The sequence below is a fragment of the Aliidongia dinghuensis genome (genome assembly GCF_014643535.1).
In the GTDB taxonomy this organism is placed as follows: domain Bacteria; phylum Pseudomonadota; class Alphaproteobacteria; order ATCC43930; family CGMCC-115725; genus Aliidongia; species Aliidongia dinghuensis.
Genome location: NZ_BMJQ01000013.1, coordinates 60,582 through 83,912 on the forward strand (window position 1 = coordinate 60,582; position 23,331 = coordinate 83,912).

A 23,331-nucleotide genomic window follows, 5' to 3' on the forward strand; every position below is an offset into this window, starting at 1 on the left:
GCCCATGTCGGACGACTTCCTGCCCCACTACAACCGCGAGCTCGACGCGCTGCGCCGCCTCGCCGGCGACTTCGCCGAGGCGAATCCGAAGATCGCCGGCCGGCTGCGTCTGGCCCCCGACAAGATCGACGACCCGTTCGTCGAGCGGCTGATGGAAGGCGTCGCCTTCCTCTCGGCGCGCGCGCAGCAGCGGTTGGACGACGAGTTCCCGGAGATCAGCGACGCGCTTTTGAGCGTGCTCTACCCGCATGCGCTCTCGCCGGTGCCGTCGGCCGCGATCGTGCAGTTCGGCTGCCAGCCGGGCCTGAAGGTGCCGGTCATCGTGCCGGCGGGTACGGCGCTCGAGACCGAGCCGGTGCAGGGCGAGCCATGCCGCTTCCGCACCGCCTACGAGACGGTGCTCTGGCCGGTCGAGATCGAGAGCGTGCGGCTGACCGGCCTGCCGCTCGCCGCACCGGTCTTCCCGGGCCTCTCGGGCGCCCGCAGCAGCCTGCGCATCGTGCTCAAGACCGCCGATCCGGAGGCGAGCTTCGCCGAGCTCGGCGTCGACCGGCTGCGCTGCTTCCTACGCGGCCCGCTCGAGCAGAGCCTGGCGCTCTATGAATTGCTGAGCGGCCATGTCCTGGGCATGGCGCTCGCCGACGGCCCGAACGACGACCGGCCGACCCTGGTGCCCGGGAACCCGATCCGGCCCGTCGGCTTCGCACCGGAGGAGGCGCTCTATCCCTGGTCCGCTCGCTCCTTCTCCGGCTTCCGGCTGCTGACCGAATATTTCGCGCTGCCGGAGAAGTTCCTGTTCGTCGACCTGGGCGGCCTTGAGGCGCGCAGCCTGCTGCAGACGAGCAATCGGCTCGAACTGTTCATCTATTTCGACCAGGCGAAGCCCGAGCTCGAGACGCGGCTGCAGCCGGATGCGCTCGCCCTCGGCGGCACGCCGATGGTCAACCTGTTCGCCCGGCAATGCGAGCCGATCCCGCTTACCTATGAGAAGACCGAATATCCGATCACGCCGGACGCCCGGCGGCCGGCGGCGCTCGAGGTCTGGAGCGTCGAGCAGGTGCGCGAGCTTCGCGCCGACGGGACGAGCCGGCCGTGGCGCCCGTTCTACCGGCATCCGGCGGACACCGCGGCCGACCAGGCGCCGGCCGGCTTCTACAACACGATCCGCCGCGACAGCGCCAGCCTGCGCAGCGGCACCGACCTGTTCCTGGCGCCGTTCGACCCGGCGCTCGACGTCGACCGGCCGGCCGACACGATCCTATCGGTCGACGCGCTCTGCACCAACCGCGACCTGCCGGCGGCCCTGCCGTGGGGCGGCGGCCAGCCACGGCTGTTCCTGACCCAGGGTGTCGGCGCCGTCACCGACATCGCCTGCCTGACGGCGCCGACGCCGACCTTGCGCGCGCCGCTGCGCGACCGCCGGTCCTGGCGGCTCATCTCGCACCTGTCGCTTGGCCATCTCTCGATCGTCGGCGGCGAGGCCGCGGCGGAAAGCTTGCGCGAAGTGCTGCGGCTCTACGACCTGCGCGACACGCCCGAAACCCGGGCCGCGATCGCCGGACTGCTGGCCGTGTCGTCGGAGCCCGCGACCGCGCGCGTGCCGGGCGCCCGGCGCGGCAGCTTCTGCCGCGGGCTCGACGTGACAGTCGAGTTCGATATGCGCGCATGGGACGCCGCCGGGCTCTACCTGCTCTCGGCCGTGCTCGAGCATTTCCTGGCACTCCATGCGACGGCGAATTCCTTCGTGCGGACGAGTGCCGCGCTGCGCGGGCGCAAGGACACGGTGTTCCGCGCGCCACCGCGCGCCGGCGCCCGGGTGCTGTTGTGACCGGTGCTGTTGTGACCAGTGCTGCTGTGGCAGAGGATCGTCGCAGCTTGCTCGAGCTGCTGCAGGCCGAGCCGGACCGGTTCGACTTCGACGCGGCCGTGACGATCGCGATGCAGGCGGCCGGCAAAGGCCGTCCGGGCGAGGCGATCCGCTTCCGCGCGTCGGTCGGCCTGGGCTTCGTCGCATCGGACGTAGCGGCGGTCGAACCCGCAGGCCCGCGCTTCCGCCTCACGACCGGGCTCCTCGGCCTGACCGGTCCGGGCGGCGTGCTGCCGCGGCCGGTCACAGACCTGGTCAATACCGAACATCGCCGCCGCTCGCCGGCCCTGGCCGCGTTCCTCGACCTGCTGGCGCAGCGCCCGCTCGCGAATTTTGCCATGGCCGGCATCAAGTATCGCGCCCATCGCGCGGCGCAAGCGGCGGCGATCGAGCCGGGTCGGACGCGGCCGGAGGCGGACGGGCTGCGCCACATGGCGCTGGCGCTCACCGGCTATGGCGCGCCGCATCTGGCCCAGCGCCTCGCGACCGGGCCGGAGCCGATCCTGTTCTATGCCGGCTTGTTCGCCGCCTACCCGCGCTCGACCGAGCGGCTCGGCGCGATCCTTGCCGACTGGCTGGAGCACAAGGTCGAGATCGAGCAGTTCGACGGCACCTGGCTCAAGCTCGGGCCGGACGAGGTATCAACCCTGCCGGCCGCGAACCGGCCGGGGCGGTTCAACGCGCTCGGCGTCAACGCAGCGATCGGCAGCCGTAGCTGGGACATCCAGTGCCGCATCCGGCTGCGCATCGGGCCGTTGCCGCTCGATGCCTTCGAGGCGCTGCAGCCCGACCAGCCGCTGTTCCAGCGGCTCGCCGGGCTCATCCGCGCCTATCTCGACGATGAGACCGGCTTCGCGATCAACCCGATCCTCGCCGCCGACGCCGTGCCGCCAGTGACACTCGGCGCCGGTACAGCACGCCGGCTCGGGCGGAATGCCTGGCTGCCGACCGGGGCCCCGCGCGAGCGCGACGGGGTCGAAGCCGTGTTCGAGGCCGACGCCGCGCGGCCCAAAGCCACCAAGGGTGGCCAACCGAATGGGAGAAATCGGAAATGACAAGACATCGGAAACCGGCCGCCGCCCGCCGGCTGGGCGGCACCCTCGCCGCGGCCGCCCTTTCGCTGCAGGCCGTCCTTTTGCTGCAGCCCACGGGTGCCGCGGCGGCGGCGAGCGGCACCGCCCTGGTCGTAGGCGACGCGCAATATACCGGCCAGGCCGTCCTGCCCGCCTGCAGCCAGGCGGCGCACGGCGTGGCGGCGCGCCTGCGCCAGCAGGGCTTTACGGTCAATGAAATCATCGACGGCTCAGCCGTAGCACTCCGCGACGCGCTCGGCGACTTCGCCGCGCGGGCGAACGCCTCGTCCGGACCGGCGCTGATCTATGTCTGCGCCGAGGCGACCGCGATCGACCGGCGGCTGTTCGTGCTGCCGTCGGACGTCGACCTGCAGCGGCCGCTCCGACCGGAGACCCAGGGCGTCGTCATGCGGGCGCTGCTGAACGGCATGGCCGGCACCAAGGGCACGATGATTGCCGAGCTGGCGCTGCGACCGGGCGCCGACGCGGCACCGGTTATGGCGGCATTGCAGGACGGCGTTCCGGAAGGGCTGCACCTGGCCTTGAGCATCAGCGACGGCAAGCAGATCGGCGCACTGGGCGGCCGGCTCGCGAGCAACAGCGTCGCGCTCGACCAGAGCTGGGACCGGTTGGCGGCAGCGCTCCAGGCAGCCCCCCAGGCAACGCCGACCGCGATCGCGCTGTTCCAGCCGCCGCCGGTGCCCGCCGCGGCAACGACGCCCCGGCCGACGCCGCTTGCGCCCCAGGCTCCAGCCGTCGTCGCGGTGGCGCCGCAGGCGGCAGCCCCAGCAACACCTGAGCCTAAACCGACGCCAGAGCCCAAACTGGCGCCTGAGCCTCAGCCGGCACCCGCGCCGAAATCCGAACCGACACCCGATCCGACGCCGGCCGGCCCCACCGTCGCGGCGGTGACGACCGTCCCGGCCCCGACGGCGCCGACGACAGCCCCTTCCGCTGACGCCGCTCCGCCTGCCCCAGGCGACGCCGGGACCGCACCCACCCAGCAAGGCAATGCCAAGACGGCGCGGCCGCGGCCGGCGGGCGACGAGCGGACGCGGCGCCTGCAGGCGGCCCTCACCCGTCACAAGCTCTACAGCGGCCCGATCGACGGCGTCACCGACGCGCGCACGATCCAGGCGATCCTGTCCTACCAGATCTCAATCGGCGATCCGCCGACGGGCACGCTGACCCAGACCGAGATCGTGCGCCTGCTGAACAACTGGTAGCGCCGCCATGACGCTCCGGATCAAGTTCAACCTGGTCATGCTGGCGGCCTTCCTGGTCGGGCTGGCGCTCGCCGCCGTGTTCTTCAACAAATTCAGCGAGCGCACGGCGCGCAAGGCGATCCTGTCGGAAGCGGCCCTGATGATGGGACAGGCCAACGCCACCATCCATTACACCGATACGCAGATCTCGCCGCTGCTTGCCAAGCAGATGGCCGTGCAGTTCGTGCCGCAGGCGATCCCGTTCTTCGCGGCCCAGCAGACGTTCGACCACCTGGCCAAGGACTTTCCCGACTACACGCTGCGCCAGCCGACGCTCAACCCGACCAACCCGTCCGACCGGCCGCTCGCGTGGGAGGCGGACATCATCCAGGCGCTGATCGCAGAGCCGACCCTGACGTCGCTCGTCACCGAGCGCGACACCGAGGCCGGCAAGATCCTGTCCTATTCCCGGCCGGTGAAGGTCGACAGCCAGGAATGCCTCACCTGTCATTCGACGCCCGAGGCGGCGCCACCGTCGATGATCGACGTCTATGGCCGCAACAACGGCTTCGGCTGGAAGCTCGGCAGCATCGTCGGAGCCGAGGTCGTCTCCGTGCCGGAACGCGTGGCGCTGACCCAAGCGCGCCAGAGCCTCTATGTCATCATGACTTCGCTCGCCATCGTGTTCGCCGTCATGCTGGCGCTGCTCAACCTGATGCTGCATATGTTCATCATCAGGCCGGTCCGGCGCGTCTCGGCGCTCGCCGACGAGGTCAGCCTCGGCAACATGGCCGTGCCCGAGTTCGATACGTCGGGAACGGATGAGATCGGTTCGCTTTCCCGCTCGTTCAACCGGATGCGCCGCAGCCTGACCGCGGCGCTGCGCCTCTTGGAGGAATGACGGAGCAAAAATGGATGACCAGGTCCCGGCCAGTCTCGGACGGTTTCAGATCGAGGGGCTGCTCGGCAAGGGCGCCATGGGCGTCGTGTACAAGGCGCACGACCCCCATATCGAGCGGACGGTCGCCATCAAGCTCATTCGCGCCGACCTGCTCGACGGCGACAGCCGCGAGCGCTACCTGGCGCGCTTCCGCAACGAGGCGCGCGTCGCCGGCCGCTGCGTCCATCCGAACATCATCGGGCTCTACGATTTCGCGTTCCACGAGGGCAATCCGTACCTGGTGCTGGAATATGTCGACGGCATGGACCTGGGCCGCGCCTTCCCGCGCGGGACGCCGGTCGCGGAGGGCACGGTCGTCCAGATCGCGCTGCAGGTGCTGGACGCGCTCGGCTACGCCCACGGCTTCGGCATCATCCACCGCGACGTCAAGCCGGCGAACATCCTGCTCGCCGCGGCCGCCGGCCAGCTCAAGGTCACCGATTTCGGCATCTCGCGCTTCGAGTTCGATTCGACACAAAGCGCCGTCCTGATCGGCACGCCCAGCTACATGTCGCCCGAGCAATGCCGGGGCGCCTCGCTCGACCAGCGCTGCGACCTGTTCTCGCTGGGCTGCATCCTCTACGAGCTCGCCTGCGGCCAGCGCGCCTTCGCCGGGGCGAGCTTCGCCGAGACGCTTTACCGCCTGACCCACGAGCCCCATCAGCCGCCGCAGACGGTCAATCCGGACCTGTCGCAAGGCTTGGCCGACGTCATCGACCGGGCGCTCGCCAAACGCCCGGAGGATCGGTTCCAGACCGCGACCGACATGGCGGCCGCCCTCAGGCAACTGGACGAGGGCGTCGTCCCGGCCCCCGGAAACGGGGCGGCGGGGCCGGCCGACGAACCCACGACCCTCATCCTGCCGTCAGATCTCTCGCCGCTTTCCGGGAGCCGGCCTGCGACCGGCAGCATGCCGAAGTCCTTGAGCGGCGCTTCGTTCAACACGCTGGAGCGCCAGCTCGCGAGCCACATGGGCCCGATGGCCGGTTATCACCTGCGCCGCGTCCTGCGCGAGGCCCAGTCGACCGAGGAATTTCATCGGCTGATGGGCGAGCTGGCACCTGAGGGCACGCCGCAGCACGCGCTCATCCGCGAAGCCCTGCAATCGGCGCGGGCGCCCGACGACGCCCCGGCGGCCGAAGAGCAGCTGACCGAACCGGAAGCCGCCGAACCGGAAAAAGCCGAGCCCAAAAGCGTGACGGAACCCGCGGCCCCGGCCACAGAAGAGATCACGGATGAATTCGCCGCGGCTGTGACACGCGCCCTGCTGCACGTCATGGGGCCGATCGCCCCGCGCCTCGTCACCCGCGCCCGCGTCCGGGCGGCGAACCGGGACGAGCTCAAGGCACGCTGCGCCGAGATGATCGAAAACCCCGCCGAGCGCGCCGAATTCCTGGCGCTGCTTGATCGATCCCTCCTAACCTGAATCGCGCCACGCGATCCGGAAAACCGCAGGGGAACTATAGGGGGACCAGACTGTTGTGCGATCGGCACCCCTGTTCTGCGCCGCGCGGCATCCCGAAACGGCGATGCCCGCTGGGCCGCACGAGAGGAGACCAACAAGGCCGAAGGTGATTCGCCGGGCCTGTACAGCGGGAGCTTTCGATGACGAAGCGAGCATCGAGCCGGGATCGCGGATGGAGCCTACCCACCCTCTTCGTGGTCGGCGGCGCGCCAAGGCACGAGGCGGCAGCCGTCGGCCTCGATGCCGATGCCGCGGCCCATATCGCCGACCCGTTGCGCGCGATGTATGATTTCGTGCTGCGCGAGCCCCTGCCCAATCGCTTCCTCGACCTGCTGCACGAACTGGACGACAAGACCATTGGCGCTGAGACCGCGACGCCCGAACCTCCGACCGTGAAGCAGCCCGACGGCGAAGCGTGATGCCGGTCCGCCGCCGGCCGCTCGAAACTAACGGCTAAGCGCCGTCGCTACCGGCCGGCCCGCCGGAGCAGGCGCCACTCATGAGCCTCTTCCTGGCTGGCCTCGTCCTGGCTGGCCTCGTCCTCGATCGCTGTCCGATCGGCCCAGCGTTCCGGCCGCTCGACGCCGCGCAGCTGGTCATCGAGCTCGGCCCGGGCACGGGAGACCCGGCTCTTCATCGTGCCGACCGGGCAATGGGCGATCTCGGCCGCCTCCTCATAGGAGAAGCCGCTGGCGCCGACCAGGACCAGCGCCTCGCGCTGGGTCGGCGGCAGCTGCCGGAACGCTCTATTGAAGTCACGGATCTCGACCGTCACCTGCTGTCCGCCGTCGATGGCCACCAGATTGTCCAGGTGCTCGACGCTGACTTCCGCCTTCCGGCTGCTGCGCCGCATCTCGTTGAAGAAGCGGTTGCGCAGGATGATGATCAGCCAGCCCTTGAGGTTGGTGCCCGGCTTGAACTGATGGCGGTTGGCGAGCGCCCTGACGATCGTGTCCTGGACCAGGTCTTCGGCGAGCGCATGATTGCGCGCAATCAGATGCGCGAAGGCCCGCAGATGCGACAGATTCTCGACCAGCTCCGCCTTGAATTCATCGCTGTCGACCACGCCGATCTCCAGTTCACGACGACGGAAGATGCAGAGATTTCCTCCGCATCGCAAACAACCAAAGAAAAACAGGACAAATTTTTCTCGTCCCATATAGATCGAACATCACGCCGAGCGGCGAAGTTCCCGGCCGATCGAATCAGATTTGTTCGGATACTATTGGCGATGTGTCAGTCGAACACTATCGCCTTTGCTGAATATCAGCGCATGGCTGTACAGCCTGAACTTCAAGCTTGCGCGGTCCCGCGAGGAAGCGGCGGCAACGGTTCGCCGGCGGACGGACCGGCAGTCCGGACCGTCCCCGCGGCGAATCAGGCTCGCGTTACTCGGGCTTGCGTTACTCAGGTGCCAGCAAGCTCGAAGGCGCGCCGGCTGTATCCTTGGGACCGCGCCCCTACATGACCCGGCGGCCGAACAAGGCGTGATAGATGATCAGCACCACGATGGCGCCGATCACGGCCACCACCATGCTGTAGAGATTGAAGCCGGTGATGCCGACCCCGCCCAGATGCGTGAACAGGAAGCCGCCGACAAAGGCGCCGACGATGCCGAGAACGATGTCGAAGATGAATCCTGCGCCGGCGCGATTGACGATCTTGCTCGCGATGAAGCCCGAAATCAGGCCCAAGACGATCCAGCCGATAATGGACATGGGGTCCCTCCGAGATCGCGGACGCCCCAGGGGCGCGCCCGCTGCCGTCCGCTAACAATGCGCAGCGGCGCGAATGGTTTCATTCGACCGAGACTACCATGCCTTGAGGCTCGCCGCGCGCGGCGAGCGGCGATCAGCCGGCCCCAGGACGCGTTTCCGGCATCGCCGCCCAGGTGAGGCCGGCGCCAACGACACTGATCGCGCCGAAGCCGAGGAACGTCCAGGCCTCGCCGAAGCGGTCGGCCGTCCAGCCGCCGAGCACGGTGCTGACGGCGGCACCGATGCCGATCGCGAAGCCAACCAGCCCCAGGCACAGGTTGAAATGGCCGGATCGCCCGGCGACATCGCTCGTCACCAGCGGCACGATCACGCCGAAGCAGGCGCCGGCGACGCCGTCGAACGCCTGGATCGCCACGACCAGAACCGGCTGAGTGATCCCGGCGAACAACACGGCGCGCGCCGCAAGTGCCGCGAAGGCCAGCATGACGATCACGCGCCGCCCGACCCGGTCGGCGAGCCGGCCGATCGTCGGCGACAGCAGCGCCACGATGACCTGCGGCAGGACGATGCAGGCAGCGATCAGCAGGTTCGCCTCGCTGGCCGCACGCTTGGTGAGCGCGCTGCTGGCAAGCGGCAGCAGCGCCGCGTTGCCGAGCGTGAAGAGCGCCGCGCAGAGCGCGAAGACGACGAGCCGCCGATCGAGCAGCAGCTGGCCGATCGCCTTCCGTCGGGCAGAGCGGACCGGCTCCGGCTCGGCGTCCTCCGACGCGGCCGCCTCCGTCGCCACCAGCCGCTCGTAGCGCGCGAGCGGCACCAGCGTGCCCACCGCCGGCACGGTCAGGACGGCCGTCAGGAAGAAGACGAACCGTTCCGGCAGGTAATAGCCGCAGGCACCCATGAGCAGCGCCCCGACGCCGTTGCCGATCGAGGCGAAGCGCGCATTCCGGCCGAGCCGCACGCCCAGCGACGAGGAGCCGGCGATGACGAGACTGAGCGCCGCGATGGCGGGGCCGAGCGTGCAACTCGAAAAACCGTGAAGGATCTCCGCCAGATAGACCGAGAGCGGGATCGGCCAGAGCGCGAACATCAGGGCACTGCCGGCAAAGGCAAGCACGCTTGCCAGCGCCACCATGCTTTTGCGCTGGACGGCATCGACGACGGCGCCGGCCGGCACCTGGCTCACCATGGCGGTGACGGTGCCGATGCTGAGCGCGATGCCGATCGCCGTCTGCGTCCAGCCCATGCTGGTCAGGAACACCGCGATGAACGGGCCGAAGCCGGTCTGGATGTTCGCGACGAACAGGTTGAGCCCATCAAGCCCGCGCGCCGCAGCACCGAGCGGCGAGTGCCGGATGTCGCCGTTCATGCTCGTCTCGCCAGCGGGCCTATCGAGCGGCATCGGGGTCGGACGGCGGCGGCCCGACCATCACCGGGGGCGTCGCCGTATCCTTGTGTTCGGGCTTGTATTCGGGTGCCGCCTGGACGTCGGGCTTGCCAAGCCCGAGCGCGATCGGCGCGTCTGCATCATCCGGCACGAAGCGGACGAGCCGCCAGTCGATCGCGATCTTGCGGCTGCCGACGCCGAGGAAGCCGCCGAAATCGATCACGACCGCCTTGGGCTCAGCATTACGATCGAGCAGCAGGTCGACGACCCGGCCCATGTCCTCGCCCGCCGGTCCCTTGACCTTCTTGCCGAGGATCGAAATCGCCTCCGCCTTCGGGATCGGCTCCAGATTCTTCGGCGGCTGCGGCTCGCCCTTCGGCGGCGGTGGCGGTGGTGGTGTCTCGGCTGGCTGAGGCGCCTCGCCGGCCGCGGGCGGCGGCGTTTCCCCGGCCGCAGGCGCCTGCGGGGCGGTGCCCTGGTCCGCGGGGGCTGCCTCCGGTGCAGTTGCCGGCGCTGATGATGGTGGGGATGGCGGCGGTGGTGGCGGGGACGCTGTTGCGGGTGCTTGCTGATCGGCCGGCGCCGCCGGCGACGGTGCTGCGGGTGCCTGCTGGTCGCCGGATGGCCCTTGCGGCGCCGGCGCTGCATCCAGCACGGACGCCGTGGGCTCGGTGCTTTCAGACTTGTTGCTTGTGGCCGTCGGGTCATCCGCGGCACCGGCGAGTGGCTGGCTCGCGAGCAGGATCGCCAGCAGCGAAGTGCCGGGGAGCCAGCGCCTGATCGGTCGTCTTCTAATCAATCGTCGCCGGCCGAGCGCCATCCGCGGTTCTCCTCGCCGGAGGCAAGCTGCCGCCGGTACATGCGGGCGTAGGCGCCGTTCCGCCGCAGCAGCGCGTCGGGCGGCCCGTCCTCAATGATCCGGCCCCGCTCGAGCACGACGATGCGGTCGAACGAGTTGAGCGTCGACAGCCGATGGGCGATGGCGATCACGGTCCGGTTCTTGACCAGCCGCATGAGCGCCTCCTGGATCGACTGCTCGGACTCGGTGTCGAGCGCCGAGGTCGCCTCGTCCAGCAGGATGATCGGCGCGTCGCGCAGGAAGGCGCGCGCGATCGCGAGCCGCTGGCGCTGGCCACCCGACAGCTTCAGCCCCCGCTCGCCGACGATCGTGTCGAAGCCCTGCGGCAGGCGGCTGATGAACTCGGTGCAGTGGGCGGCCTCCGCGGCGTGGTAGACCTCCGCGTCGCTCGCCTCCGGCTTGCCGTAGCGCAGGTTCTCGAGCGCCGAGCGATGGAACAGCGAGATGTCCTGCTGCACGACGGCGACCGCGTGACGGATGCTTTCCTGCGTCACCTTGGAAATATCCTGCTCGTCAATCAGCACCCGACCTCCGGTCGGATCGTAGTAGCGCTGCAGCAGCGCCAGGATGGTCGACTTGCCGGCACCAGAGCGCCCGACCAGCCCCACCTTCTGACCGGCGGGCACGTGAAGGTTGAAATCCTGAAGCACCGGCGCGCCGCTTGGGTAGTTGAAAGTGACGGTCTCGAACGTGACGCCGCCGCCCAGGTCGATGAGCGGCTTCGCGTCGGGCGCATCCTGCATCTCGTGCGGCAGGCCCAGCACCTCGATCGCTTCGCCCAGCTTGGCGAATTGCTGGGTGAGCTCGACGAGCGCCATGGCGAGGTCGCGCGACGCGTGCAGCACGGTGAAGCCGAGCGTCGTCGTCAGCACCACGTCGCCGGTCGAGATCAGATGCTGGCGCCAGAGCTCGACCGCCCAGACGAGCACGCCCACAGTCACGACGAACACCGAGACCGCGTGAAACAGGCGAAGCCGTTCCAGCGACTGCAGGCTTTCGCGCTGCGCCGACATCTCCCGCTCGATCTTGTGCGACAGGCGATCCTGCTCGCGCTTGGCCGCGCCGAACGCGCGCACGACGCTCATGTTGGCGACGACGTCGGTGATATCGCCGCTGACCGCGGCCGCGCGCCCGGCGAAGCGCGCGTGCAGGTCATGGCCGCTCGCGGCGAGCTTCGCGATGATCGCACCCAGCGCGGCGACGAGCACGAACAGCACGGCGGTGATCTGCCAGTTGATCGTGCCGAGCACGATGATGGCGCTGACGACGGCGGTGCCCGGCGGAATCGTCGTCCAGGTCAGCGAATTCTCGATGGTCCAGGCGGTGTTGGCCGCGGTCGAGATCCGTCCCGCGAGCGCGCCCGGGAACTGGTCGGAGAAATAGCGCGTGCCGTGGCCCGACAGATGGTCGAACAGGTCGAGGCGCAGGTCGCCGCCGACCGCGACGAAGGCATGGGTCGCAACCCAGCCGGCAAGGCGCCACAGCAGATTGTCGCCGCCGACAAGCGCCAGCAGCACGCCCACCGCCATCCACAGCTGCCGGTCGCCGACGTTGGGATCGCTCAGCGCGTCGACCAGGTTCTTGACCCCGTATTGCGCGCCGATCGCGCAGCCGACCGCGGCGAACACCGCGCCCAGCACCACGAGATGGCTGCCGAGGCGGCGGGCCACGTAGTGCAGCAGGAACCGGCCGGGGCCGCGCGATGCATAACGAGGCAGGGACATGCGTCGCTTCACCTTCGAGCAATTACCGAACAAGGAGCTTTGGAAGGAGCTTGGGTACCGGCCGGCAGCGCCAGTTGCCGGCGGGATCAGTTAACCGTCACGACCTCGACCGCCCCGGTCCGTTTCACGACATGGAGCGACACGTCCTCGCCATGGCGCCGCAGTTCCAGGTCGACCACCGCGTCGCCGAGGCGCAGGTCGGTCAGGCGGCATTCGTCCATCCAGGCCGGCAGCACCGGCCGGATGAAGCGGATCTGCCGTCCCGGCGGGTCGAACGAGATGCCGAGCACCGCACCCAGGAGGCCGAACACGGTGGCGGACGACCAGGCCTGGGGGTTGCAGGCGACTGGATAGGCCGTGGGCGACGAGCCGGCCCGCCGCTCGAAACCGCAGAACAGCTCCGGCAGGCGCTGATCCGCCACGAACAGCGAGGCGTCGAACAGCGCGCTCATGACCTTGAGCAGCGGCTCGCGCAGGCCGTAGCGGGCGAAGCCCATGCCGATAAGCGCGTTGTCGTGCGGCCAGACCGAGCCGTTGTGGTACGACATCGGATTGTAGCGCTGTGCGGTGCCCTCGATCGTCCGCACACCCCAGTGGGAGAAGGACGCCGGCGCCACCAGGCGTTCGGCGACACGCGCCGCCCGCGCCGGATCCGCGAGCCCGCCCAGAAGCACATGGCCGGCATTGGACGAGCCGATCCGGCACGGCTGCTTCTGCCCGTCGAGCGCCAGCGCGTAGGTCTCGAGATCGTCGAGCCAGAACGTGCGCTCGAATTTCTGACGCAGCAGCTCGGCCCGATCGCGGAGATCGGCCGCGCGCTCCGGCTGGTCGAGCTGGACGGCGATGTCGGCGGCGCCCAGATAGGCGGCGTAGGCATAGGCCTGGACCTCGGCGAGCGCGATCGGCGCGTCGGCCAGGCGGCCGTCGGCATGGAAGATCGAATCGCTGCTGTCCTTCCAGCCCTGATTGATGAGGCCGTTGATCGACTTGCGGTCGTATTCGAGGAACCCGTCGCCGTCCGGATCGCCGTAGCTCGTCATCCAGCCGAGCGCCGCCTCGATCTGCGGCCAGATCGACCGGACGAGCGCCAGGTCGCCGGTCCGCCGCCAGTAAGCCGCGGCCAGCACGACGAAAAGCGGCGTCGAATCGACGCCGCCGTAATAGCGCTGGAACGGCACCTCGCCGAGGATCGCCATCTCGCCGTGGCGGGTCTCGTGCAGGATCTTGCCCGGCTCGGCATCGGCCTTGGCATCGAGCTCGGTCGCCTGGTTCGCGGCCAGGAAGCGCAGGGTGCCGGCCGCGAGCGCCGGATCGAGCCACAGGCACTGGAGCGCCGTGATGATGCCGTCGCGCCCGAACGCGGTCGAGAACCACGGGATGCCGGCATAGGGATAGAGCCCGTGCGGCGTCTCGGTGATCAGCATCTCGAGATCGGCGCGCGAGCGGCTCAGCCAGTTGTTGAAGCTCTCGTTGCTGGTGAAGATCTGCGTCGTCTGGGCCTGTCGCGCCCGTCGATGCCGGGCCGCGCCCGCGATGCAGGCGCCGCGGTCCGGCGGCTCGCTCCGGCGGCCATCGCGCAAGCACTGGACTGCGATCTCGATGTCGCGCGTATCGCCCGGCGCCAGCACCAGGGTCCAGGCAGCACGGCGTGGGGCCACGGCCTCCGATGGCGGATCGAAGGTAAGCCGCGTCCGCCGCGTGATGCCGTCGCGGCCGCGATAGCCCAGCGTGACACCGCCGGCGTGCTGCTCGTCCGGCAGCAGGTCGCCGCGCAACGTGCGCGACGTGCCGCGCACTTCAAAGATATCGACGAAATCGGCTGCGAAATTGAGCTCGAGCCGGAAATGCGCTTCTTCGGCGCCGAAATTGCGCACGGCCAGGCTCTGGTAGAGCACGTCGTCGCCGAGCACCGTCGTGCTCAGGATATGGACCGTATCCTTGGCCATGGCGCGGCCGTTCCCGCCCGCCAGGTCCGGGTTGGTGAGATCGGCCATGAGCGCATCGTTATCCTCGGCCACGTACGAGGACAGGAGCAGCGGCCGCACGCCGTCGATGGTGAGCGCCAGCTGGGCGAGATACCGGGTATCCTCAAAGAACAACCCCTGGGCCGCGGGACCCAGCGCCTGGGCGTTGCCGAAATCGTCGAGGACGGCAAAGGCCTGGCCCTGCTTCAGGACCCGCAGCCGCTGGGTCGACACCGCCTCGGTCGCCGCGATGTAGTAGGGCGAGGCGACCGGCCGGGCAGCTGCGAGTGCGGTGGGCGCCGTCGTCATGCCCGCCCCATCCCTTCAGGCCAGCTTGAGACGAGCCGGCTGCTCGAGCGCGATCAGGCGCTCATAGAGCCGGGTATAGTCCTCGGCCATGCGGCGCCCGGTGAAGCGGTCTTCGAAGGCGCGGCGCACCCTGCCGCGGTCGAGCTCCGGCAGCCGTGCGACCGCGGCGATCGCTTCCTCTTCGGTGTCCACGATGAAGCCGCTGACGCCGTGCTCGATGATTTCGGGCACCGAGCCTCGGCGCATGGCGATGACGGGCGTGCCGCACGCCATGGCCTCGATCATCGCGAGGCCGAACGGCTCGCGCCAGGCGATCGGGAACAGCAGGCCGGCCGCGTTGCCGAGGAACTCGCTTTTGCGGGATTCGTCGATCTCGCCGATGTACTCGACGTGCGGCAGCGAGAACGACTGCTCGATATGTTCCTCGAAATAGGCTTGGTCGACCTTGTCGATCTTGGCCGCGATCTTGATGTTCATGCCGCCGGCGGCGGCGATGCGGATCGCCGCGTCCGGCGCCTTCTCCGGCGAGATGCGGCCGATGAACGCGAGATAGCCGCCCTCGCCCGTGCCGGGGCTGAGGAGATCCTCGGGCAGGCCGTGATAGATCGTCTCGACGTAATTCGCGATCGGCAGCGGCTCACGCTGGGAATTCGAGATCGATACGACCGGCACATCCGGGAAGGCCTCGTAGAGCGGGCGCAGCTCCGGCAGGTCGAGGCGGCCATGCAGGGTGGTGACAAACGGCACGTCCATCCGCTCGAGCAGCGGATAGCCCAGATAGTCGATGTGCAGATGGATCACGTCGAATTCGTGCGCCCGGCGCGCCAGCGTCTCCAGCAGGATGATATGCGGTGCCAGGTAGTCGCGCATACCGGCATCGAGCCGGAGCGCGTGCGGCCAGACCGGCACGAGCGAGCCCCGCGTTTGGCTGTCGCCGCTCGCGAACAGGGTCACCTCATGCCCGAGTTCGACCAGCTCGTCGGTCAGATAGGCAACGATACGCTCGGTCCCGCCATAGAGCTTCGGGGGCACAGCTTCCATGAGCGATGACACTTGAGCGATCTTCATGAGGGGGACCTACCGAAATGAGAAATGACGAGCGGATCACTCGACTGACGCGGTGACACCGACAAGCGAACACTTCTGACCGGCGGAACGGTTCCGTTTTTTTACTGCGCTGCGTCGTTCTGAGGGCCAGAAGGGGCCGAGCCGGCGCCGTTTCGGGGCCGCCTCTTGCGCGGAACTCCGCAGTATGCCTTGAATTTGCAGATGGAGCAGAAATCACGGGCCAGGATACTTCATGTGGTCGGCAAGTACACGCTTCGGTGCCTCCTGTAGCCGCGAAGTACAACTTTTGCTCCCTCTCGGCCTATGAGCACGCTGCTGCACGACACGATCATGCCGCTGATCCGGCACCACGGAGTGGTCGTCGTGGGCGGTGTCACCATGCTCGAGAGCATGGGCGTTCCGGCGCCGGGCGAGAGTGCTGTCATCGCTGGCGCCCTCTATGCCGCCGCGACCCATGAGATCGGCATCGTGCCGCTGGTGGCCGCCGTCGCGGCCGGCGCGATAATCGGCGACAATCTCGGCTACATCATCGGCCGCAGCGTCGGCTTCCGGCTGATCCGGCGCTACGGCAAGCATATCGGCCTGACCGACGCCCGCATCCGGCTCGGCCGCTACCTCTTTCAGCGCCACGGCAGCAAGGTCGTGTTCTTCGGACGCTTCTTCTCGGTGCTGCGGACCTTTGCGTCCGTGCTTGCCGGCGCCAACCGGATGGACTGGCGGCGCTTCCTGGTGGCGAACGGCCTGGGCGGGGCCCTTTGGGCGTCGACCTATGGCTTCGGCGCCTATTTCCTGGGGCATGCGGTCCGCCGGCTCGAGACGCCGCTCGCGGTGGCGCTCGGCGTGCTCGGCGCCGCCACCCTCGGCACCGCGATCTTTCTGCTGCGACGACACGAAGCCCGGCTGCAGGGCGAGGCCGACCGGGCCTTCCCGGACGAGGGCCCGGCAGCGCAGCCACAAAGCGAGACGGGAAGCACGCGGCCGCCGCGCTGAATGGCACACGCACAGCGCGCAGTCATCGCCACGCCCGGTGGAACGGCCCGAGACCGTGGGGTCCGGCATATCGTCGACTGCGCCGCGGGCGGCCAGTATCCGACAGTCGAGAATAGGGAATCGACCTGCGACCCGATTCGAACGGACGACATCCGACGGCACCGGAGCCGTTCGCCCCTGATCTCGTTCCGGCGAATATTTTCCCAACGCTTTGCCCGCCCGATGCGATACGCTCGATTCCGTTCCTCGCGGCATGTCTTCGCTGACGGAGAAGCAGGTGGCCCGCGCGATTGCTGCCCTCATGCGTCCATCCCTGACGTGCGTGCCCATCTTCATGCTGGCGCTCTTGACCGTCGGTCTCGCGCGCTGCACGGACGTCGAGATCGAAGCAAGCGCCGACGCGGTCGAGCGCGCGCATCAACTGCAGCGCACGCTCGACCGCCAGCTCTTGAACATCACGGACGCGGAAACGGGTCAGCGCGGCTATCTCTTGACCGGACACGCAAACTACCTGGCCCCCTACGACGACGCGCGCAAGCGTGTCGCCGACACGACGGAGGAAATGCGGCACCTCGCCTGGCCGGAGATCGCCGACCGGCTCCCCTCGCTCGAAACGCTCGTGGGGCAGAAGCTCGACGAGCTGACGCAGACCGTCGTGCTGCTCCGCTCCGGCCATCGCGACCAAGCGATCGAGATCGTGAACTCCGATCTCGGCCATCAGACCATGGAAAACATTCGAGCGCTGATCGGCGAGTTCGATACGGCCAACAATGCACACCTCGCCCGCGAGGCTGGGCGCGTTGCGGAGGTCCGGAACCGAGCGGCCCTCATCGACGATTTCGGCATCCTCGTGACGCTGGGCGCCGCCATCGCGATCGGCATCTTCCTCGGCCAGGAGGCCAAGGCGAAGGAGCGCGCCGCCCGCGAGCTGCTTCGCCTCAGGGACGAGGCCGACGCGGCGAACCGTGCCAAATCCGAGTTCCTGGCGACGATGAGCCATGAGATCCGTACGCCGATGAACGGCATCATCGGCATGAACGGCCTGCTGCTCGACACGGACCTCTCACCGCTCCAGGCGCAATATGCGCGCGCGACACAGACATCGGCCGACATCCTGCTGCGCGTGGTCAACGATATCCTCGACATTTCCAAGCTCGAAGCCGGCCGCGTCGAAATCGAGGAGATCGATTTCGACTTCACGCAGATGATCGAGACCGTCGTCATCCACTGTGCTGGCACGGCCGCGGCAAAGGGCCTCGCCCTCAACTCGAGCGTCGCGCCCGGCGTGCCGGCGCTGCTGCGCGGCGACCCGGTCCGGCTCCGGCAGGTGCTGACCAACCTGGTCACCAATGCGATCAAGTTCACCGAGGAGGGCGAGGTCGCCGTCACCGCGTCGGCGGAGCGTGCAAGCGATTGCTTCCTCGTGCACTTCCGGGTCCGCGACACCGGCCCCGGCATCCCGGCCGAACTGCAGCCTCGTCTGTTCGAAAAATTCACCCAGGCCGACAGCTCCATGGTCCGGCGGTTCGGCGGGACCGGCCTCGGCCTCGCGATCTGCCGGGAGCTCGTCACACTGATGGGCGGCGAGATCGGCCTCATGAGCGAGGTCGGCGAGGGGTCGGAATTCTGGTTCACGGTCTCGCTCAGGCCGGCGCTGGGCCTGCCGCGCCTGGTTACGGAGGGCAGCGGCGTCCGGCTCGACGGCAACCGCATCCTCATCGTCGACGATACCGCAATCAACCGGGCGGCCCTCGTGGGCCAGCTCGACGGCTCGGGCGCGCGCGTCATCACGATGGATGCGCCCGATGCGGTCGTCTCGACGCTCGAGACCGCGGTGGCCGAAGGCGACCCATTCGACCTTGTGATCGTCGACCAGGACATGCCGGGCCAGAGCGGCGTCGAGCTCGTCGGCCAGATCCGGCGGACGCCGGGCATCCGCGCCACCAAGCTGGTGCTCGCGACTTCAATGGGCTTGCCCAACCCGAGCGACGAAGCGAGCCGCATCGGCTTCGACGACATCCTGGCGAAGCCGATCAAACGGCCAGCCCTCCTCGCCTCGCTCTCGCGCGTCCTGTCGGTCGAGGCAGCAGCCCGGCCGCGGCCGCTCGACATCCTCGTCGCCGAGGACAACGAGATCAATCAGATGGTCGTGCAGGCGCTGCTCGAGGACATGGGGCACCGCGTCACTATCGCGGGCGACGGTGCCGCCGTGGTCGCGGCCGCGGGGGCGAACCGCTACGACCTGATCCTGATGGACATCCAGATGCCGGGCATGAGCGGCATCGAGGCGGCGCAGCACATCCAGCGGGCCGAGAACGGCTCCGCCAAGACCCCGATCATCGCGCTTACGGCGCATGCGCTCGCGTCCGAGCGCCGGGATATCCTGGCGGCCGGCATGCAGGACCATCTCTCGAAGCCGATCAGCGTCGACGAGCTCACCCGGATGATCGAGCGCTGGACCCGGGCGGACGCCCCTTCGAGCTGACCGGAACGGGCCCCTCCGGCTCGTGTCACTTTTGGGAACCAAACGGGCGCCGCGTCGTTTCCCGGGAAAAGCCGCGCGGGACACTCGCGCAGAAAGAAAGCAAAAAAAGAAAAGGCCGCACTTGCGTACGGCCCGAGTTTAGGGAGGAAACGCCTGGAAAGGCGTGCAGCAGATCAAGAGGATCATGCTGCACTGCAAAGATAGGGCTTCCAGCGGCCGAGGCAACCCCCCGAATAACCAAATCGGTGATCGGGGGGCATATTTTTGCGCATAGCTCGACCTTCAGCCCCGCGTGTCGAGCATCCCTTGTCTCTTTGAGCAGCCTCCAGCTAGTCTCCCGCCCCGGTTGGAACCGGAATGGGGACGATTTCATGACGATGTCGGGACGATGGATGGTCCGCTTCGGACGCTTCGCCAGTGCTGCGCTCGCACTGGTGGTGGCCGCCTGCGCCCATGCGCCGAGCCCGCCCAACCCGGTCACGCAGAGCTTCGGCGATTTTGCCCCGCCCGCGGGCTACGCCCATTATCTCGCCTGCCCCGAGGCCTATTGCCTGGCCCAGCCGGACGGGGTGACACCGCCCTTCAAGGTACCGGCCGAAAAGATGCGCTTCATCGCGCGCCACGCGATCGAGGCCCTGCCGAAGACTGAGCTCATCTCGTCCGCGAACGAGGGCCTGCGTCTCGTGTTCCAGACCCATTCGGGCGGCTTGTTCGACCATACCCTGACGGTGACGATCGAGGTGGTCGACGCCGACGAGGGCGTGAGCGGGCTCGTGATCTATGGCCAGTCCGACATCCCGGGCGGCGACGCCGCCGCCCTCAAGAAGCAGATGGAGGAATGGTACGCCGCAATCTACCGCGCGGCGCACGCCTGACCGATCCTTCGCCTGCCCTTCGGCTCGAAGTTCCGCATGGCGCGGGATCGTCCCCTTCGCGCTTTGCGTTGGGCAGGGGGCTTCGACGCTGCTATTGAAGGGCCTTACCGGTTCCCCTCCAAAGAGCGCCGCCGCCAATGATTCCGCGTTACAGCCGCCCCGACATGGTCGCCATCTGGGCACCCGAAAACCGCTTCCGCATCTGGTTCGAGATCGAGGCGCATGCCTGTGACGCGCAGGCCGAACTGGGCGTCATCCCCAAGGAAGCCGCGAAGGCCGTGTGGGAGCGCGGCGCCTGGGAGATCGAGCGGATCGACGAGATCGAGCGCGAGACCAAGCACGACGTCATCGCGTTCCTGACCAACCTCGCCGAGCATGTCGGCCCCGAGGCGCGCTTCGTCCACCAGGGCATGACGTCGTCGGACGTGCTCGACACCTGCCTCGCGGTCCAGCTGAAGCAGGCGGCCGACATTCTCTTGGCCGACCTCGACCAGTTGCTGGCGGCGCTCAAGAAGCGCGCCCTCGAGCACAAGATGACGATGACCGTCGGCCGCAGCCACGGCATCCATGCTGAGCCCACGACCTTCGGCGTCAAGCTCGCCGGCTTCCATGCCGAGTTCGCGCGCAACAAGGCGCGGCTCGAAGCGGCGCGCGCCGAGATCGCGACCTGCGCCATCTCCGGTGCCGTGGGCTCTTTCGCCCAGATCGACCCGCGCGTCGAAGAGCATGTCGCGGCTAAGCTCGGCCTGACGCCCGAGCCGGTCTCGACTCAGGTCATCCCGCGCGACCGGCATGCCATGTTCTTCGGCGTCTTGGGCGTCATCGCGTCCTCGATCGAGCGGCTCGCGACCGAGGTCCGCCATCTGCAGCGCACCGAGGTGCGCGAGGCCGAGGAATATTTCTCGCCGGGCCAGAAGGGCTCGTCGGCCATGCCGCACAAGCGCAACCCGGTGCTGACCGAGAACCTGACCGGCCTCGCCCGCGTCGTGCGTTCCGCCGTGGTGCCGTTCATGGAGAACGTGGCTCTCTGGCACGAGCGCGACATCTCGCACTCTTCGGTCGAGCGCCTGCTGGCGCCGGACGCGACGGTGGCGCTTGATTTCGCGCTGGCGCGGCTCACGAGCGTCGTCGACAAGCTGGTGGTCTACCCGGAGCAGATGCGCAAGAACCTCGACAGCCTGGGCGGGCTCGTCAATTCGCAGCGCGTGCTCTTGGCGCTGACCCAGGCCGGCCTCACGCGCGAGGACGCCTATGCCGCGGTCCAGCGCAACGCCATGCCGGCCTGGCGCGGCGAAGGCGATTTCCTGACGCTGTTGAAGAACGACCCGGCGATCAAGGGCCAGGTGAACCATGCCCAGCTCGACGCCATGTTCGACGACGCGCACCATGTGAAGCAGGTCGACACGATCTTCCGGCGCGTGTTCGGCGAAGCCTGAGCTTCCGAGGAGTCCTCAACCCATGTGCACCCTCGTCCTGCTGCGGCGCCCTGGCCACGAATGGCCGCTGATCCTGGGCGCCAATCGGGACGAGATGGTGAACCGGCCCTGGCAGGCGCCGGGGCGGCACTGGGCCGACCGGCCGAACGTGGTCGCAGGCCTGGACGAGCTCGCCGGCGGCTCCTGGTTCGGCGTCAATGACGAGGGCGTCGTGGCCGCGATCCTGAACCGGGTCGGCACACTTGGCCCCGCGGCCGGCAAGCGCTCGCGTGGCGAGCTGGTGCTGGACGCGCTCGATCATGCCGACGCGGTCGCGGCCGCCGCCGCCCTCTCTGACATCGACCCCGACGCCTATCGGCCGTTCAACCTGCTCGTCGCCGACAATCGCGACGCCTTCTGGCTCGCCCATCGCGGCGACGGGCGGATCGCGATGGTGCGGGTGACCGACGGCCTGCATATGCTGACGGCCCGCGAGCTCGACGATCCGTCGAGCCCGCGCATCCAGCGCTATCGCGAGCGCTTCAAGAATGCGACGGCGCCCGATCCGACGGCGGGTGACTGGCAGGCGTGGCAGGATCTCCTCGGCGACACGGTGCCGGGCGACGGCGAGCCGGTCGACAGCGCCATGCGCTTCGCCCGGCCCGACGGCTTCGCGACCGTGTCGAGCGCGCTCCTGGCGCTGGCGGCGCCGGGTGCCGAAGTCCGGTCGATCGGTCGCTTTGCACGCGTCGCAGGCCAGCCATCGGCATGGGGTCCGCTCGGGACCCCGTGATTGTGATTCGGTGACACTCTTGCTATAGGGACCGCGACCTCAGGCTATCATGACGATGGCGGTCCCGACCGGGGCCGCGTGGACGACCCGGCGCCGACCCCGTGGGAACGAGTTCATAGGAAACGGGTGGCAAGCATGTCCCGCCGCAGACAGATTTACGAAGGCAAGGCCAAGGTCCTGTTCGAGGGGCCTGAGCCCGGCACGCTCGTCCAGTATTTCAAGGATGACGCCGCCGCCCAGCAGAAGCGCGGCACCATCACCGGCAAGGGCGTGCTCAACAACCGCATCAGCGAATATCTGATGACCAAGCTCAACGAGCTCGGCGTGCAGACCCATTTCGTGCGGCGCCTCAACATGCGCGAGCAGCTGGTGCGCGAAGTCGAGATCATCCCGCTGCAGGTCGTCGTGCGCAACGTGGCGGCGGGCTCGCTCGCGACCCGTCTCGGCATCGCCGAGGGCACGCAGCTGCCGCGCTCGATCGTCGAGTATTACTACAAGAGCGAACCGCTCCACGACCCGATGGTGTCGGAGGAGCACATCACGGCGTTTGGCTGGGCCTCGACCCAGGACCTGGACGACATGATGGCCATGGCGCTGCGCGTCAACGACTTCCTCTCCGGCCTGTTCCTGGGCGTCGGCATCCGCCTCGTCGATTTCAAGCTCGAGTTCGGCCGGCTGTGGAACAACGACGAGATGCGCATCATCATCGCCGACGAGATCAGCCCGGACAGCTGCCGCCTCTGGGACATCAAGACCAACGACAAGATGGACAAGGACCGGTTCCGCGAGGACCTGGGCCAGGTCGAGGAGGCCTATCAGGAGGTCGCCCGCCGGCTCGGCATCCTGCCGGAGGGCGGGCCTGCGGACCTCAAAGGTCCGAAGACGATGCAATAACCCTGCTCTCAAGGGATGAGCTGCGAATGAAGATCAAGGTCCATGTCACCCTCAAGCCCGGCGTGCTCGATCCGCAGGGGTCCGCCATCGGCCACGCCCTCGCTTCGCTGGGCTTCGCCGGCGTCGAGAACGTGCGCCAGGGCAAGTATATCGAGCTCGACCTGGCCGAGACCGATCCGGCCAAGGCGCGCGAGACCGCGCGTGCCATGTGCGACAAGCTGCTCGCCAATACGGTCATCGAGAATTATGCGATCGACCTCGCCTGACGGCCCGTCGCCGAACAGCAGGTCCCGCTAGCCATGA

Annotated in this window: 20 protein-coding genes; 13 read left to right on the plus strand and 7 right to left on the minus strand. The window is 68.4% G+C overall.

Going from position 1 to position 23,331, the window contains the following annotated elements:
• Window positions 1–4: 4 nt before the first annotated feature.
• The 6 genes from tssF to IEY58_RS23120 all read left to right on the plus strand — a co-directional run bounded on the left by tssF (window position 5) and on the right by IEY58_RS23120 (window position 6,969).
• A complete protein-coding gene (gene tssF, locus IEY58_RS23095; RefSeq protein WP_189050217.1) occupies window positions 5–1,828 on the plus strand; it encodes a type VI secretion system baseplate subunit TssF in 1,824 nt (607 codons plus the stop codon).
• Window positions 1,829–1,875: 47 nt separating this feature from the next.
• A complete protein-coding gene (gene tssG / locus IEY58_RS23100; protein ID WP_189050219.1) occupies window positions 1,876–2,922 on the plus strand; it encodes a type VI secretion system baseplate subunit TssG in 1,047 nt (348 codons plus the stop codon).
• On the plus strand, window positions 2,919–4,166 hold the full coding sequence (locus tag IEY58_RS34675) for a caspase family protein (RefSeq protein ID WP_189050221.1): 1,248 nt from the start codon (window positions 2,919–2,921) through the stop codon (window positions 4,164–4,166). The genes tssG and IEY58_RS34675 overlap by 4 nt, the downstream gene beginning before the upstream one ends.
• Before the next feature lie 7 nt (window positions 4,167–4,173).
• Window positions 4,174–5,046, plus strand: a complete 873-nt coding sequence (locus IEY58_RS23110; protein WP_189050223.1) for a Tll0287-like domain-containing protein — start codon at window positions 4,174–4,176, stop codon at window positions 5,044–5,046.
• 10 nt (window positions 5,047–5,056) lie between these two features.
• Window positions 5,057–6,511, plus strand: coding sequence for a serine/threonine-protein kinase (locus IEY58_RS23115; RefSeq protein WP_189050225.1), 1,455 nt, complete (start codon window positions 5,057–5,059; stop codon window positions 6,509–6,511).
• A gap of 179 nt (window positions 6,512–6,690) precedes the next feature.
• Window positions 6,691–6,969 (plus strand): NepR family anti-sigma factor, encoded by a 279-nt coding sequence (locus tag IEY58_RS23120; RefSeq protein ID WP_189050227.1) that lies wholly within the window; start codon window positions 6,691–6,693, stop codon window positions 6,967–6,969.
• Between the two features lie 47 nt (window positions 6,970–7,016).
• Here IEY58_RS23120 and IEY58_RS23125 read toward each other — a convergent pair whose 3' ends face one another.
• The 7 genes from IEY58_RS23125 to IEY58_RS23155 all read right to left on the minus strand — a co-directional run bounded on the left by IEY58_RS23125 (window position 7,017) and on the right by IEY58_RS23155 (window position 15,549).
• A complete protein-coding gene (locus tag IEY58_RS23125; RefSeq protein WP_189050229.1) occupies window positions 7,017–7,616 on the minus strand; it encodes a sigma-70 family RNA polymerase sigma factor in 600 nt (199 codons plus the stop codon).
• A 394-nt stretch (window positions 7,617–8,010) separates the two neighbouring features.
• Entirely contained in the window at window positions 8,011–8,268 is a 258-nt protein-coding gene (locus IEY58_RS23130) for a GlsB/YeaQ/YmgE family stress response membrane protein (RefSeq protein WP_189050231.1), read from the minus strand.
• A gap of 133 nt (window positions 8,269–8,401) precedes the next feature.
• On the minus strand, window positions 8,402–9,634 hold the full coding sequence (locus tag IEY58_RS23135) for an MFS transporter (RefSeq protein ID WP_189050232.1): 1,233 nt from the start codon (window positions 9,632–9,634) through the stop codon (window positions 8,402–8,404).
• 19 nt (window positions 9,635–9,653) lie between these two features.
• Entirely contained in the window at window positions 9,654–10,472 is an 819-nt protein-coding gene (locus IEY58_RS23140) for a PRC-barrel domain-containing protein (protein ID WP_189050233.1), read from the minus strand.
• Window positions 10,448–12,235, minus strand: coding sequence for an ABC transporter ATP-binding protein (locus IEY58_RS23145; protein WP_189050234.1), 1,788 nt, complete (start codon window positions 12,233–12,235; stop codon window positions 10,448–10,450). Before IEY58_RS23145 ends, IEY58_RS23140 begins: the two co-directional genes overlap by 25 nt.
• A gap of 86 nt (window positions 12,236–12,321) precedes the next feature.
• Window positions 12,322–14,508 (minus strand): amylo-alpha-1,6-glucosidase, encoded by a 2,187-nt coding sequence (locus IEY58_RS23150; protein WP_189050235.1) that lies wholly within the window; start codon window positions 14,506–14,508, stop codon window positions 12,322–12,324.
• A gap of 15 nt (window positions 14,509–14,523) precedes the next feature.
• Window positions 14,524–15,549 (minus strand): glycosyltransferase family 4 protein, encoded by a 1,026-nt coding sequence (locus tag IEY58_RS23155; RefSeq protein ID WP_456057528.1) that lies wholly within the window; start codon window positions 15,547–15,549, stop codon window positions 14,524–14,526.
• A 330-nt stretch (window positions 15,550–15,879) separates the two neighbouring features.
• Here IEY58_RS23155 and IEY58_RS23160 point away from each other — a divergent pair, with 330 nt between their 5' ends.
• From IEY58_RS23160 to purS, 7 genes are all read left to right on the plus strand, one after another.
• Window positions 15,880–16,566: a DedA family protein gene (locus tag IEY58_RS23160; protein ID WP_229743902.1), complete on the plus strand. Its 687-nt coding sequence runs from the start codon at window positions 15,880–15,882 to the stop codon at window positions 16,564–16,566.
• 253 nt (window positions 16,567–16,819) lie between these two features.
• Window positions 16,820–19,051, plus strand: coding sequence for a response regulator (locus tag IEY58_RS23165; protein WP_189050237.1), 2,232 nt, complete (start codon window positions 16,820–16,822; stop codon window positions 19,049–19,051).
• Window positions 19,052–19,443: 392 nt separating this feature from the next.
• On the plus strand, window positions 19,444–19,926 hold the full coding sequence (locus tag IEY58_RS23170; RefSeq protein ID WP_189050238.1) for a hypothetical protein: 483 nt from the start codon (window positions 19,444–19,446) through the stop codon (window positions 19,924–19,926).
• A 137-nt stretch (window positions 19,927–20,063) separates the two neighbouring features.
• Entirely contained in the window at window positions 20,064–21,362 is a 1,299-nt protein-coding gene (gene purB / locus IEY58_RS23175) for an adenylosuccinate lyase (RefSeq protein ID WP_189050240.1), read from the plus strand.
• Between the two features lie 22 nt (window positions 21,363–21,384).
• Window positions 21,385–22,134 (plus strand): NRDE family protein, encoded by a 750-nt coding sequence (locus tag IEY58_RS23180; RefSeq protein WP_189050242.1) that lies wholly within the window; start codon window positions 21,385–21,387, stop codon window positions 22,132–22,134.
• 135 nt (window positions 22,135–22,269) lie between these two features.
• Window positions 22,270–23,028 carry a phosphoribosylaminoimidazolesuccinocarboxamide synthase gene (gene purC / locus IEY58_RS23185; RefSeq protein ID WP_189050244.1) on the plus strand — a complete coding sequence of 253 codons (759 nt, stop codon included), beginning with the start codon at window positions 22,270–22,272 and terminating at the stop codon, window positions 23,026–23,028.
• 26 nt (window positions 23,029–23,054) lie between these two features.
• Complete coding sequence (gene purS / locus IEY58_RS23190; RefSeq protein WP_189050246.1) at window positions 23,055–23,294, plus strand: phosphoribosylformylglycinamidine synthase subunit PurS; 240 nt, start codon at window positions 23,055–23,057, stop codon at window positions 23,292–23,294.
• Window positions 23,295–23,331: the final 37 nt, after the last annotated feature.